13 protein-coding genes are annotated in these 13,853 nt (G+C 46.5%); 3 read left to right on the top strand and 10 right to left on the bottom strand.

Features of this window, described 5'->3' with window-relative positions; genetic code table 11:
- Positions 1 to 440 precede the first annotated feature (440 nt).
- From yajC to V7Z60_RS05825, 9 genes are all read right to left on the bottom strand, one after another.
- Entirely contained in the window at positions 441 to 788 is a 348-nt protein-coding gene (gene yajC, locus V7Z60_RS05865; protein ID WP_334116917.1) for a preprotein translocase subunit YajC, read from the bottom strand.
- Positions 789 to 874: 86 nt separating this feature from the next.
- Complete coding sequence (gene tgt, locus V7Z60_RS05860) at positions 875 to 2,020, bottom strand: tRNA guanosine(34) transglycosylase Tgt (protein WP_334116916.1); 1,146 nt, start codon at positions 2,018 to 2,020, stop codon at positions 875 to 877.
- Between the two features lie 17 nt (positions 2,021 to 2,037).
- Positions 2,038 to 3,081: a tRNA preQ1(34) S-adenosylmethionine ribosyltransferase-isomerase QueA gene (queA, locus tag V7Z60_RS05855; protein WP_334116915.1), complete on the bottom strand. Its 1,044-nt coding sequence runs from the start codon at positions 3,079 to 3,081 to the stop codon at positions 2,038 to 2,040.
- Positions 3,082 to 3,095: 14 nt separating this feature from the next.
- Positions 3,096 to 4,103, bottom strand: coding sequence for a Holliday junction branch migration DNA helicase RuvB (gene ruvB, locus V7Z60_RS05850; protein ID WP_334116914.1), 1,008 nt, complete (start codon positions 4,101 to 4,103; stop codon positions 3,096 to 3,098).
- Positions 4,104 to 4,123: 20 nt separating this feature from the next.
- Positions 4,124 to 4,735 carry a Holliday junction branch migration protein RuvA gene (gene ruvA, locus V7Z60_RS05845; protein WP_334116913.1) on the bottom strand — a complete coding sequence of 204 codons (612 nt, stop codon included), beginning with the start codon at positions 4,733 to 4,735 and terminating at the stop codon, positions 4,124 to 4,126.
- Positions 4,736 to 4,795: 60 nt separating this feature from the next.
- Positions 4,796 to 6,715 (bottom strand): DNA mismatch repair endonuclease MutL, encoded by a 1,920-nt coding sequence (gene mutL / locus V7Z60_RS05840; RefSeq protein WP_334116912.1) that lies wholly within the window; start codon positions 6,713 to 6,715, stop codon positions 4,796 to 4,798.
- 3 nt (positions 6,716 to 6,718) lie between these two features.
- On the bottom strand, positions 6,719 to 9,346 hold the full coding sequence (gene mutS, locus V7Z60_RS05835; RefSeq protein ID WP_334116911.1) for a DNA mismatch repair protein MutS: 2,628 nt from the start codon (positions 9,344 to 9,346) through the stop codon (positions 6,719 to 6,721).
- A gap of 20 nt (positions 9,347 to 9,366) precedes the next feature.
- On the bottom strand, positions 9,367 to 10,161 hold the full coding sequence (locus tag V7Z60_RS05830; RefSeq protein ID WP_334116910.1) for a TIGR00282 family metallophosphoesterase: 795 nt from the start codon (positions 10,159 to 10,161) through the stop codon (positions 9,367 to 9,369).
- A 268-nt stretch (positions 10,162 to 10,429) separates the two neighbouring features.
- The gene (locus tag V7Z60_RS05825) at positions 10,430 to 10,633 is read right to left on the bottom strand and encodes a hypothetical protein (RefSeq protein WP_334116909.1); all 204 of its coding nucleotides are present in this window, start codon (positions 10,631 to 10,633) and stop codon (positions 10,430 to 10,432) included.
- 282 nt (positions 10,634 to 10,915) lie between these two features.
- On the opposite strand from V7Z60_RS05825, the gene V7Z60_RS05820 reads away from it, so the two are divergent.
- On the top strand, positions 10,916 to 11,629 hold the full coding sequence (locus V7Z60_RS05820) for a GntR family transcriptional regulator (protein WP_334116908.1): 714 nt from the start codon (positions 10,916 to 10,918) through the stop codon (positions 11,627 to 11,629).
- Positions 11,630 to 11,665: 36 nt separating this feature from the next.
- Here V7Z60_RS05820 and V7Z60_RS05815 read toward each other — a convergent pair whose 3' ends face one another.
- The gene (locus V7Z60_RS05815; RefSeq protein WP_334116907.1) at positions 11,666 to 12,871 is read right to left on the bottom strand and encodes an acetate/propionate family kinase; all 1,206 of its coding nucleotides are present in this window, start codon (positions 12,869 to 12,871) and stop codon (positions 11,666 to 11,668) included.
- A 232-nt stretch (positions 12,872 to 13,103) separates the two neighbouring features.
- On the opposite strand from V7Z60_RS05815, the gene V7Z60_RS05810 reads away from it, so the two are divergent.
- Both V7Z60_RS05810 and V7Z60_RS05805 read left to right on the top strand, forming a co-directional pair.
- Entirely contained in the window at positions 13,104 to 13,646 is a 543-nt protein-coding gene (locus V7Z60_RS05810) for a nucleotidyltransferase family protein (protein WP_334116906.1), read from the top strand.
- A gap of 4 nt (positions 13,647 to 13,650) precedes the next feature.
- Positions 13,651 to 13,853, top strand: a 203-nt coding sequence (locus V7Z60_RS05805) for a hypothetical protein (protein ID WP_334116905.1), incomplete at its 3' end; no start/stop codon positions are given.

Genomic DNA, 13,853 nt, shown 5'->3' with positions numbered 1-13,853 from the left:
GATTCTCCATGATACCAACCCTGTTCTATGTGGTAAGTGTAACATGTCAAATGGGACAAAGTTGGGACAAATCACTTCATTTTCACAGAAATTCAACAACAAGCCATAAAAAATCAATAATATTTCAAACATAACGTCTGAAATTCCTTCGTGCCGGCATCCATGTCAGCCTGTACTGCATTTCACAAAAGTTCAGCATAACTGAAAAAATGGTGCCGGATCTCACCTTAACCACCATGCTTTTTGCCTTTACCCCGCTTTTGCAGGTGCGTTCACTGTGTCATGATGATAAAGCAGACTATTTTGGCCGTCGCATCCCTTAGAAGCCCCGACAGATATCCGGTCAAAAAAACACGTACGATTCATAAAGATGATTATGAATCATACGTGTTTTAAATTTAAGACAGAATTTCTCCCCAGCCTCTTCCTGCAACCAGGAATTACTTGGATTCTGATTCAGTCGTTTCTTCTGTTTCAGGTGCTTTTTCTTCTTCAGCGGCTGCTGCTGCCGGTTCGCTTTCAGCCTTCTTCGTCACGCGTGCAATCGCGTTTCTTGAGAAGTCCAGATAAACGCCGTCGCAGTCAAGCGTAACGAGCGCCTTTTCCGTATCGATTTCAGAAACGACAGCGTGAAGTCCGCCGATTGTCGTGATTTCATCGCCCGGCTTAAGCTCAGACAACATTTTCTGATGTTGCTGCTGCTGCTTTTTTTGCGGTTTGATCATCATGAAGTACATCAAGGCAATCAAGACGACGAACATAACGATTGTTGAAATTGAAGATGCCAAATTATTCACTCCTTAGGAAAATACTATAGTACACTGTATCAAAAATAACGAATTTTTTCCAGTCTTTTAATGGCTTTTACTAAAACTTAAAAGTTCTTCGGGTTAGCCACGTTCAACCCGTAGCGTTCGAAGAAATCCTGCCTGAATTCAAGCAGATTGTCATCCATAATGGCTTGACGCACCTGTTTCATCAGATTGAGCAGGAAGTAAAGATTATGGTAGCTCGTAAGACGCAGCCCGAACGTTTCATCAGCCTTGAACAGATGACGAACGTAAGCGCGGGTATAGTTCCGGCACGTATAGCAATTGCAGTTGTCATCAATCGGTGAAAAGTCGCGCGCATATTTCGCGTTTTTAACCACCAGACGTCCGTGAGAAGTCATGCATGTTCCGTTTCTTGCAATTCTCGTCGGCAAAACACAGTCAAACATATCAATCCCGCGAATTGCTCCGTCGATCAAAGCGTCAGGAGAACCGACGCCCATCAGATAACGCGGCTTGTTTTCAGGAATGAGCGGCGTCGTGAAATCCAGGACGTGATTCATCTCAGCCTTTGACTCGCCAACGGAAAGACCGCCGATCGAGTATCCCGGAAAATCAAGCGAGACAAGGTCTCTTGCGCTTTGTTCACGAAGATCCCTGTGCCCTCCGCCCTGAATGATTCCGAACAGGGCCTGCGTCTCTGGATTTTCATGAGCGCGAAGTCCGCGTTCGGCCCAACGGCTTGTACGCTCGATTGATTTTTTGATGTAGTCGTATGATTCAAAAAACGGTGGGCATTCATCAAAACTCATCATGATGTCAGATCCCAGGCAGTTTTCGATATGAATTGCCTTTTCAGGTGACAGGAAGAGCGGTTCTCCGCTCAAATGGCTTCTGAAATGAACGCCTTCTTCCGTAATGTTGCGCATTTCAGCCAGGGAAAACACTTGAAAGCCGCCCGAATCAGTCAAGATTCCCCGATCCCAGTTCATAAACTTATGCAGTCCGCCGGCTTCCCTGACAAGATCTTCGCCGGGACGAAGCCAGAGATGATAGGTATTTGACAAAATCACTCCGGCGCCCATTTCCTTAAGTTCCTCCGGCGACATCGACTTGACGGTTGCCTGCGTGCCAACCGGCATGAACATTGGAGTCGGGAAGGTTCCGTGCGGCGTGATCAATTCTCCCAGACGTGCCCCGGTATGCTTTTCCTTTTTAATCAGCCGATATTTGACAGCTGGTTCACTCATATATTAATTCCTCCGTATCAATAAATAAACATCGCATCGCCGAAGCTGAAGAAACGGTACTTCTCTGAAACGGCGTGTCGATATGCGTTCAAGATATTTTCACGTCCCGTAAACGATGCAACAAGCATTACCAAAGTCGACTTCGGCAAGTGGAAATTCGTGATGAATGCATCAACAACCTGCCACTCGTATCCTGGTTTGATGAAAATATCGGTCCAGCCGCTGTCGGCACGAATTTCACCGTTGAATTTCGTACCGATCGTTTCAAGCGTTCTGATTGAAGTCGTGCCAGTTGCGACGATGCGACCGCCGTTTGCCTTGACTTCGTTCAATGTTTTGGCGGCATCTTCCGTCAGACGATAGAATTCGCTGTGCATCTTATGATCTTCGATGTTTTCTTCACTGACTGGACGGAACGTGCCAAGACCGACGTGAAGTGTGAGATAGACGAGTTTTACGCCCTTGTCTTCAATTTTATTCAATAATTCCCTTGTAAAATGCAGCCCGGCCGTCGGTGCCGCAGCAGAACCGATTTCTCTTGAATATACCGTCTGATACATTTCAGGGTCGTCAAGCTTTTCCTTGATGTAAGGCGGAAGCGGCATTTCTCCCAACTGATCGAGAATTTCCATGAAAATGCCGTCATAATGAAATTCAATCATTCTGCCCCCATGCTCCAGTTCCTCCGTTACGGTTGCAGTCAGCTTGCCGTCGCCAAAGGAAATTTCCGTACCGACTTTTGCACGTCTGGCAGGCTTGACGAGTGTTTCCCAGTTGTCTCCGTCAGTATTGTTCAGCAACAGAACTTCAACGTGTCCGCCGGTCTCGGGCTTGACTCCGTAAAGACGGGCCGGCATGACGCGGGAGTCGTTCATGACCAGGGCATCTCCCGGATTCAGACGATCGATGACGTTATAGAAATAATCATCCTGATATTCGCCCGTCTTGGAATCAAGCACGAGAAGACGCGATTGATCGCGCTCCTTCAAAGGAGTCTGCGCAATCAATTCCTGCGGCAAATCATAGTCAAAGTCTTCAGTTGTTAAGTGTTTTTCTGACAAAATAGTCACCCTTCTCAATTATTATCAATTTTCAAGTTCAGATGCTTGTATGCAAGCGGCGTCACCATGCGACCTCTTGGTGTTCGCTTGATGAAACCGCGCTGCATCAAGTATGGTTCAATCATATCAGCGACCGTTTCCGTTTCTTCGCCGATATTGGCAGCCAAAGTCGACAGCCCGACCGGACCGCCCCCGTATAATTCAATCATCGTTCTCAAAAGCCTGCGATCCGTGTCATCCAGACCGCACTGGTCGACTCTCAGCAAATCCAGAGCATAGCACACAATCTGCGTATCAATCTCGTCTTTATGCGCAACTTCGGCAAAATCCCTCACGCGCTTCAGAAGCCGATTGGCAACGCGCGGAGTCCCGCGCGAGCGTCTCGCAATTTCAAATGCGCCGTCAGCACTTATCTGAGCTGCAAAAACAGCTGCTGAACGCTGAACGATCTGCGTCAGTTCATCGTCTTCGTAATAATTCATGTGACCGACGATGCCAAAGCGTGCCCTGAGCGGCGCAGAAAGCATTCCGGCTCTCGTGGTTGCCCCGACCAGGGTAAACGGCGGCAGCGGAAACCTGACCGGATGAGCCGACGTATCCTGTCCGACGATAATGTCGATGTAAAAGTCTTCCATCGCTGAATATAGAATTTCCTCAACGTTTTTGGGAAGACGATGAATCTCATCAATGAACAAAACGTCGCCGGGCTCCAGTTCGTTCAAAAGCGCCACCAAATCGCCGGGCTTTTCAATCGCCGGACCGGTCGTCGTCTTGATGCCGACCTGCAGTTCATTGGCGATGATGCAGGCGAGCGTGGTCTTCCCCAAGCCGGGAGGACCGTATAAGAGAACGTGGTCAAGCGATTCTTCCCGTTGCTTCGCTGCTGCAATGTAAACGGAAAGTTCGCGCTTGATTTTCTCCTGTCCGATATATGCTTTCAAGGTCTTTGGACGAAGCGTCAAGTCGGCTTGCTCGCTTGCGTCAAGGTTTTCTCCTGAAACGATTCGCTTGTCTTCGGTCACATGGACGCCTCCCGTTAAAATTATTTGTTCATCATCAACCGTAATGCCTGTCTCAAATATTCATCGGTTGAATCACCCTTGAAGTCCAGCAGCTTCCTGCCGGTCTTCTTGACTTCAGTTTTCGTATATCCTAATGCAAGCAACGCTTCCAGTGCTTCCTTCAAATATGGAGATGCCTGCTCTGCAACGATTTCCAAATCCTGCTGTCCCTTAAGCGGCTTGCCGCTTTCAAGGCCTCCAAGCTTGCCCTTGAGATCCAGGATGATCTGCTTGGCGGTTTTTTTGCCGATTCCTGGAAATCTGGTCAAGTAAGCATCATCATCGTTATTGACCGCTGAAACAAACCCGTTGTGATCCTCGTTTGCCAGAATTGCAAGTGCGCTCTTCGGCCCGATGCCTGAAACACTGATCAGTTTCAAGAAAAGCTGTTTTTCATTGAAATCGGAAAAACCGTACAACGCGATTTCGTTTTCGCGAACGACCTGATGCAGATAAATCTTTTCCTGTCTGGTTTCGTCCACCTTGAACCTGAATGGATTGGCCACATTGATCAGATACCCGATGCCGTTGTTTTCAACAACGATATATGCGGGAAGAACCTGCGTAACCGTGCCTGTCAAATATTCGTACATTGCATTTCCTCACTTCTAAACTTGCGCATATAGATAGTAACACATTTTCTCATTTCTTGCCTATAATTCATCATCAATTCCCGTTTGATGCGGATCCTGAATCCTCTTGAACATATGCTCCATGTCCTTTGGAGTAAAATGAACCAGAACAGGCCGTCCGTGCGGACAATTGAACGGATTTTCGCACGTTGAAAGTTTCTTGAGCAGAGCTTTAGCCTGTTCTTCTTCCAAATGATGATTGGCTTTGATCGAACGCTTGCAGCTCATCATGACGGCGGTTTTTTCTCTGAATTTTGCCACGGTCAGTTTGTCGTCATTTAAAAACATGTCAATCATCTCACGCACTATTTCTTCTTCTTCGCCCTGCCTGAACCATGTCGGATGCTGCCTCAGGACATACGTGTTCTTGCCGAAATCCTCCAGTTCAATGCCGAGATCTGCAAGCTTATCGCGATTTTCCTCAATTTTCAAGGAATCGGTCGTCGGATAGGTCAACACGATCGGCACCAGCAGGCGCTGCTGACTTGAAGAGACATTTCCGATTTCAGTCCGGTAATGCTCATACTTGCAACGCTCCTGAGCGGCATGCTGGTCGATGATGTAAAGTCCGTCTTCTGATTCCGCAAAAAGATACGTTCCGTGCATCTGCCCGATATAACGCAGTTCCGGAAACCTCCTTTCAGGAGGATCCGCAGGAATTTCCCGGTCCTTTGCAGACGTCTTCTTCTGCACGTATTTCTGATCCCAAATCCTCAATTCGGCTTTTTCAAGGTCAGTGCGCTTTGAAATCACGATCGGCCTGACATCTTTTGAAAGCACGTCCTGCTTTCCTTCAAGTTTATTGTCAGGACTTTCCCCGACCAAAGCCGCCGTAACCTCAGCCGAAACGGGACCTTTGTACTTCGGAGACTTCTCCAGCAGGTCGGTCTGTCCGCCTGAAAATCCGGTTCGCCTGGAATGATTGAGATTCCTGACGGCATTCGGAATCAGATTTTCCTGTGACAAACGTGCAAAAATCCCTTCAGAAATCAGCTTTTCAAGCTGAGGTTCCTTGCTGATTCTGACTTCCTGCTTGGTCGGATGGACGTTGACGTCGCAAAGAAGCGGATCAAGCCTGATATTAATGACGGCGTAAGGAAAGCGTCCGACCATCAGCTTTGATCCGTAGCCGTTCAAAACGGCCTTTGTCAGCTTGAAATTTCTGATATAGCGTCCGTTGATCAACAGACTGATGCCGTTCCTGTTCGAACGCGTCAATTCCGGATACGACACCATTCCGTCCACTTCAAAATCCAGATCCTTGGCATTGAAGGAAATCATCTTTGCTGCGGACTTCACCCCGTAAATCGCGCTGAAAGTCTGCTTTTGATTTCCGTTACCGGCCGTTTTGAGCAGCGTTTTGCCATTGTTTTTCAGGACAAATGCAACGTCTGAATGACTCAAGGCCAGACGATTCACAATATCAGAAACATGCGAAAGTTCCGTTGCAAGCGAGCTGAGGTATTTCAACCGGGCCGGCGTATTGAAGAACAGCTCGCTGACGGTTACCTGAGTTCCATTTCGAAGCTGACCTGCATCGTTTGAAACGATTTCTCCACCCTTGATATGAATCGTCGTTCCCGTTTCATCACCTGCATGAGAGGTCGTCAAAACAACATCGGAAACGGATGCAATCGAAGGCAGGGCCTCGCCGCGAAAGCCCAGCGTGGCCACCCTGAAAAGATCTTCGCGACTGGTGATCTTGCTTGTGGCATGCCGTTTAAATGCCGTTTCGACATCACCTTCCTCGATTCCTGCGCCGTCATCTGTCACACGGATCATTTCGAGGCCTGCCTCTTTTGTTTCAATCGTAATCTGCGTTGCATTTGCATCAAGAGAGTTTTCAACCAATTCCTTTACAACCGAAGCCGGCCTTTCGACGACTTCGCCTGCAGCAATTTGATCTGCCAAAACGGCAGACAGTTCGTGAATCTCTGCCATTCGTCATCCCTTCTTCAATTCCTGCTGCCATTTGTGGACCATCAGCATCACATCCATCGGCGTCAGAGACATCAAGTCCGCGTTTTCCAATTCCGAAACAATCTTTGCCTGTTTCCTGCCTGTCTTTGAGCTGCCCTTCGTTTCAGCCGGTTCTGCAAAAAGCGACAGCTGCACATCTCCTTCAGAAACGCTGAGTTCCTGCGCCGGCTCGATTTTAGCCGTCTTCTGAGTTTCCACATGCGTCTCAGAAGTGCTCTCAAGCTTTTTCAAGATCACATCAGCTCGTTCAAGCAGCTTTTCGGGCATTCCGGCAAGTTTTGCAACGTGAATCCCGTATGAACGGTCGGCCGGGCCTTCCTGCATTTTATGCAGAAAAACAAGTTCACCGTTCTTTTCGACCGCTCCGACATGAATGTTCTCTAGATGCTCAAGCCTTTCGTCAAGCACGGTCAGTTCATGATAATGCGTTGAAAACAGCGTTTTGGCCTTCACGTTGTCATGAACGTATTCGATAATTGCCTGGGCCAGCGCCATGCCGTCATAGGTTGCCGTTCCGCGTCCGATTTCATCAAACAAAAGCAGACTGTTCCTTGAAGCGTTCTGCAGGGCTTCATTCGTCTCTTTCATTTCGACCATGAACGTCGATTCTCCGGAGATCAAATCATCGGCTGCACCGATACGAGTGAAAATCTGGTCAAAAATCGGCATCCTGGCTTCTTTTGCGGGTACGAAACAGCCAATCTGGGCCATGATTGCCGTCAGGGCCAACTGTCTCATGTACGTGCTTTTACCGGACATGTTCGGCCCGGTAATCAGCAGAATATCGCGGTCTTCCGGCATTGAAACATCATTTGGAACATAGCTTTGCCTGCCCAGAACGCGTTCAACGACCGGATGCCATCCTTCCTTGATTTCAAGATCGCGACTGCCTGAAACAAGCGTCGGACAAACAAAATGGTTGTCTTCGCTGACGTTTGCGAAGCTTTGCAGGCAATCCAGCTCAGCAACTGCCGCTGCAAGCTTCTGGAGCCTTTCAATCTGTTTCTTGACCTTTTCCCTGACTTCAACGAACAAACGATATTCAAGTTCAAACGTCTTGCTTTCTGCGCCAAGAATCAGTGCTTCCTTTTCCTTCAGCTCAGGCGTGATGAATCTTTCGGCATTGACCAGGGTCTGCTTTCTTTCATATCGACCCTCAGGAAGTTTGGCCACATTTGCCTTTGAGACTTCGATATAATAGCCGAATACACGATTAAACCCGATTTTGAGATTATGAATGCCTGTCTTTTCGCGCTCGCTTGCTTCCAGTTCGGCCAGCCACTGCTTGCCGTTCTTCATTGCATCCGTGTATTTGTCAAGCTCTTCATTGTATCCGGGCTTGATCACGCCGCCTTCCGTCACCGAAACCGGCGGTTCTTCATCAATCGCCCGATCCAAAAGCTCAAAGACGTCTTCGACAGGATCAAGGCGTGCTAAGATTCCATCATAGATTCCGTTCCCGTTGAGCTCTTCCAAAACGTACCTGATCTGCGGAACGTGGGCAAGAGAAGTTTTAAGCTGAATCAGATCCCGGCCGTTGACGTTCCCAAAAGCTATGCGTCCGGCCAGACGTTCAAGGTCATAAACCTGCTTCAGTTCATCCTGCAGGCTTGAACGCTCAAAGTAATGTTCCAGCTGATTCTTGACGATCAGCTGACGTTCTCTGATTTTATCCGGATTGATCAAAGGCCGGGAGATCCATTGCTTTAAGAGTCTGGATCCCATGGCCGTCCTGGTTTCATCCAACAGCCACAAGAGCGTCCCGGATTTTTTACCGGTCCGTGCATTTTGCAAAAGCTCAAGATTCTGTTTCGCATAACGATCCAGTTTTAAGAAATATGCCGGTTCATAATGAACTGCTTTCTGAAGGTGCGACAACGTTCTCTTCTGGGTCGTTTTCACGTACGTCATCAGGTGATTCAAAACTTCCCTCTCAAGATCCGATTCAATGTCCTGAATCACGTATGAGAGTTCGGATGCCGGTTCGACGCTTTCCTGACTGGAAACAAGCACGCGAAGCTTCTTGATCTTTTCGACCGCTCTTTCAGAAACGCTTTCGTCAATCACGATTTCCCTTGTTTTCAAACTGATCATTTCATTGAGCAGACTGTCGTCATCTTCTAAAATCGAACATCTCAACTCTCCGGTTGAAAGATCAGCATAGGCAAACCCATATTTTCCGTCCTGCTCATGAAGCGCTGTCAGATAGTTGTTTTCCCCCGCTTCTCCGGTTCGCATGTCAATATTTGTCCCAGGGGTCACCAACTGGACGACCTCTCGCCTGACCATGCCCTTTGCAAGTTTCGGATCTTCCATCTGTTCGCAGATTGCAACCTTGTAGCCTTTGTCAATCAAGATATCGATATAGTTCTGAACAGCGTGGTGGGGAACTCCGCACATCGGAATCGGATTCTTTGATTTCTTGTTTCTCGTTGTCAGAGTAAGCTCAAGCAATTGTGCGCCTTTGACCGCATCATCATTGAACATTTCATAAAAATCACCCAGTCGGTAAAACAGAAAGGCATCCGGATACTGTTCCTTGATTTCCAAATACTGTTTCATCATCGGTGTTTCAGTTTGACTTTTAGCCATTAAAAATCCTCCGTCCGTCTTTACTGAAAAAACGGATGATCGTCATTAATCAAGATGGGGGTAATCTGCTTTGCCTTATTAGAACGATCATCCAAATCAATCACGCAGGCGCCAAGCGTCTGACGCCCGTCTTCGTCAACCTCGAAACGAGTCGGCATCTGCGTCAGAAAACGCTCGATCACATTTTTTCGCTTCATCCCCAGAATACCGTCATAAGGACCTGTCATGCCGACGTCAGAAAGATATGCCGTTCCGTTCGGCAATATTCTTGCGTCATTGGTCTGAACATGAGTATGAGTGCCGATTACGGCTGAAACCCGTCCGTCAAAATACCATGAAAAGGCTTCTTTTTCGCTCGTCGTCTCTCCGTGAAAGTCGACAAAAACATAGTCAGCACAAATCTTGTCCAAAAGCTTTTCCATTTCCGCAAACGGATCGTCTGAAGGGTTCATGAATACTCGTCCCTGAACGTTGACGACAGCAATTTTCCTGTCGTTGACCCGTTGAATCATCCAGCCTTTTCCCGGAACCTTTCCTTTTGAAAAATTCAGCGGTCGAATCAAATTTTTTGCGTCTGAAATAAATCGCTGAATTTCAGGGTTGTCCCAAGTATGATTTCCCATCGTAATCACGTCGGCTCCGGCCTTCATCAGTCTTTTATAGAATATTTCGTTAATCCCGCGACCCCTTGTCGCATTTTCACCGTTTACGATGGTCAGCTGCGGTCGATACTTGCGTTTCAACTTCGGCAGATACTCTTCAAGCATCTTCGTGCCCGAGATTCCAACGACGTCGCCAACAAAAATAATTCGCATCTAAAGTACGTTCCCTTCTAACGTCATTTTGACTGTACAGATACCCTTATCTTAACATTAATCACCATTCAAAAAAAGTGGTGCTGAAACATCCCGAAGAAAACTCATCCCAAAATCAAGACAATGCCTGTTATTTTTCGACAAAATCAAAAAGCCGGACTAAACTCAGTCCGGCAGGAAATTCGCGTTCTGAAAAAAACGAAATTCCAAAGTAAAAAGGTTTTTGGAAGAATTCCAAAAACCTCAAATTATCTTTCTTCAGTCATAACTAATCTTCAGCAGCATCAATTGCCTCTAAAATGACTCCCAGGTTATCGCGCTGAAGTTCTACGCTTCTAAGTTTCTCATCGTAAGCAGATTGCAGATGTTGAGTACGACTGCCGTCATGCAGCTTGGCACAGACGTTGCTGAGTTCAGCAGCTTTCTTTTCCGCAACTTGGTAATCGTTTAAAATATCAAGCTTGTTGCCCATGATAAAAGCCTCCTAAAAACATATAAAAGTCTCAACTTGAACACTTTTAACCTTATTTGTTAACCCCTTACTGTTACGTTTCTGTTACAAATTGGTTACTTTGTTTCAATGGAAGCTAAGCTGACATATCTTTGCAAATTAACAAATAGTTATTATAATTTTCAAATTATGCTCATAAAATGAAGGTGCTGCGGTTGTCAATGCTAACGTTTTCATGTATAATTAACCTAAGTTAGTTGGTATCAATTTAATTAATACCATTTTTGAAAGGAGGTTCCTTTCTTGGTACTCAAATATCAGGAAGTAGCACTGAACTTAGCCGACAAAATCAAGGCCCATGAGTATGACAAGAAGCTGCCGAGCGAAGGAAAGCTGATGGAGGAGTATTCAGTCAGCCGCAATACGATTCGCAATGCCTTAAACGTTCTTTACAATCAGGGTCTTTTGCGCAGAATTCAGGGAAGCGGCTATTTCATCAACCACCCGCTTCATAATCAGGCAAACATCGTCAACATGGCCAACAAAAACGGTCTGCACGACTTAGAGGAAAAAGACACGATTCTAAGCAGCATTCTGACTTTTGAAACAATTCCTGCCGGTGAAACAATTGGAAGCTATCTTAAGATTGAACCGAAAGATCCCGTTTATCATGTCAAGCGCATCAGAAGACGAAAAGATGAACTTGTCAGTCTGGAAGAATCATTCTACAGAAAAGACGTTGTCCCTTATCTGACAGAAGAAATCTGCAATGAGTCGATTTCTGCATTTATCAAGGAACACTTCAATGTTACGAGCAAGACAGCCGACGAATACATGTCGCTTCACCGCTTGAACGAAGAGGAAGCAGAACTGACGGGTGAAGATGTCGGCAGTTCTGCGTTCATGATCGAAGAAATCAACTGCCAGAAAAACGAGCAGCCCTATGACTACTCAAAGACGCTGTATTTCCTGTCGGATTTAACGTTTTACAGCCATATCAGCAATTATTTGGACTAATAAAAAACCTTGTCAGAAAATGACAAGGCTTTTTATTTACCGCTTGTTCCTTTTATTTTTCAGTTCCATTACGTCGCGCGCAATCATCAACTCTTCATTTGTCGGAATCTTCATCATCGTAATTGCCGAATCTTCACCGGAAATAACGGTTGCGCCGTCCTGATCTTCATTTTTCTCATCATCAATCGTAATGTTCATGAAACTGAGTCTCTCCATAATCATCTTTCGGATGACGGCAGAATTTTCACCAATGCCGGCCGTAAACACGATTCCGTCGATTCCGCCCATCTCGAAATAATATTGTCCGATATATTTTACGATATCCTTGACAAAAATCTCGATTGCAAGGCGTGCGCGATGCTTGGCATGAGATACCGACAAAATGTCGCGCATATCGGATGAAACTCCTGAGATTCCGGCAAGTCCGGATTCCTTGTTCAGAGTATAGACCATCTCGCTGATCGAATTGATTCCAAGCTTGTCCATGACAAAGGCAATCATCGAAACATCGACGTCACCGGAACGCGTGGCCATCGTCACGCCGGTCAGCGGCGTGAATCCCATTGACGTATCAAACGACTTGCCGTTCTTGATTGCGCAAAGAGAAGACCCTGCCCCAAGATGACACGTTACAAGCTTTAAATCCTTTAAAGGCCGTCCCATCAATTTGGCAGCCTCGCCTGCAACGTAGCGGTGACTGGTTCCGTGCGCTCCGTAACGTCTGACGCCGAGTTTTTCATACCATTCGTAGGGAACGCTGTACAAAAAGTTCTCTTCCGGCATCGTCTGGTGAAATGCAGTGTCAAAAACCACGACGGAACAGGCATCGGGCAGCATTTCCTTAAATGCCTGAATGCCGATCAGATTGGCCGGATTGTGCAACGGTGCCAGTTCGGTAATGTTCTTGATCTTTTGAATGACTTCATCCGTTACGACAACCGATTTGGAGAAATACTCACCGCCGGCAACGACGCGATGACCAACACCGGTAATCTCAGAGTACTCCTCGATGATTCCCAGACTTATCAACAGCTCCATCAGATTGTTGACCGCTTCTCCGTGATTTCTGACGGTTCCCTGATGCTTATAGACTTTGCAGTTTCCGTACTTGATCGTCGTTTGAGACCCCGGAATCGCAATCCGCTCGATCAAACCGGAAGCAATTACCGCTTCGGACGGCATTTCAAAAAGTTTGAATTTTAAACTGGAGCTGCCAGAATTAACTGCTAAGACCTTATCCATAATGTTAGCGTCCCCCTCTTGTTAAGAAATTCACTATCTCTACTATAACAAATTTTCGGCCGCTTGGCACACTGAATTTGTGAAAAAATTCACTGATTTTTCTTTTCAAAGTCAGCGCTTTCACTAAAGGGAGAATCCGACCTTATTCATTTTTATTAAATTCTCGCCATTGGACTGGTTATTTGAACAGAACCTCGCTAAAATAGTATAGGAGAGAATGGAGGAAACATTGATGGATCAGCAACAACAATTAATTGACTGGATTTCACATGACAGGAACTTCACGGAAATCTTCAATATTCTTGAACGCTACCACTTGCCAGAGGCAACGTTGTGCGCCGGTGCGATTCGTGAACTTGTCTGGAACAAGCTGGAAAACAAACCGTCTTCGGTTTTGCGAAACAACCTTGATATCTACTATAACGATCCCGGAGAATCCTACGAGCATTACCTGACGATTCAAAGCACCCTCAACCAGCGACATTCCAAGTATCTGTGGGACTTGCGAAACATCCGTTTAAAAAAGCGCCACTCTGACAAGTCTCCTGATGGTTCAACGATTGAAACAGTCGTTGCAGATTTCCCTGAAAAATGCAGTGCAATCGGTATTTCACGCGAACCAGGCGGCAGCTACTCGATAATTGCTCCCTACGGACTGGACGATCTGTTCACTGAAACGATCAGTTCTACCGGAGCAATTGATGAACTTGCATTCAAGCGCCGTATCGAACGCAAAAAGTGGCTGACAAATTTCCCAAATGCGAAATTGGGTTAACCTTATGTTTAATAAAAACAGGGCTTTTGAAGCATTTATCGCATCAGAAGCCCTGTTTTTATTGCTTTGTAAGACATTGAGTAAAGGATCAGCATGTTTGAAAAGGAAATACAGCGCCGATGGCGTCAATCGGCCGTTCGGCTTCACACCTTGTCTAATCGGGTTTCGCCTCACACCTTCACAATCAGGTTCCAGCTCGCATTCCCC

The organism is Ligilactobacillus sp. (assembly GCF_036846325.1).
GTDB lineage: Bacteria > Bacillota > Bacilli > Lactobacillales > Lactobacillaceae > Ligilactobacillus.
The sequence above is the reverse complement of the archived record's forward strand: the minus strand, read 5'-3'. Positions and strand labels throughout refer to the sequence as shown.

What these genes read in the sequence shown, in the direction of transcription:
- tgt (WP_334116916.1), bottom strand. Translation starts at nt 2,020, where the DNA reads ATGAGTGAACCAGCTGTCAAATATCGGCTGATTAAAAAGGAAAAGCAT.
- ruvA (WP_334116913.1), bottom strand. Translation starts at nt 4,735, where the DNA reads ATGTACGAATATTTGACAGGCACGGTTACGCAGGTTCTTCCCGCATAT.
- mutL (WP_334116912.1), bottom strand. Translation starts at nt 6,715, where the DNA reads ATGGCAGAGATTCACGAACTGTCTGCCGTTTTGGCAGATCAAATTGCT.
- mutS (WP_334116911.1), bottom strand. Translation starts at nt 9,346, where the DNA reads ATGGCTAAAAGTCAAACTGAAACACCGATGATGAAACAGTATTTGGAA.
- V7Z60_RS05830 (WP_334116910.1), bottom strand. Translation starts at nt 10,161, where the DNA reads ATGCGAATTATTTTTGTTGGCGACGTCGTTGGAATCTCGGGCACGAAG.
- V7Z60_RS05825 (WP_334116909.1), bottom strand. Translation starts at nt 10,633, where the DNA reads ATGGGCAACAAGCTTGATATTTTAAACGATTACCAAGTTGCGGAAAAG.
- V7Z60_RS05815 (WP_334116907.1), bottom strand. Translation starts at nt 12,871, where the DNA reads ATGGATAAGGTCTTAGCAGTTAATTCTGGCAGCTCCAGTTTAAAATTC.
- V7Z60_RS05810 (WP_334116906.1), top strand. Translation starts at nt 13,104, where the DNA reads ATGGATCAGCAACAACAATTAATTGACTGGATTTCACATGACAGGAAC.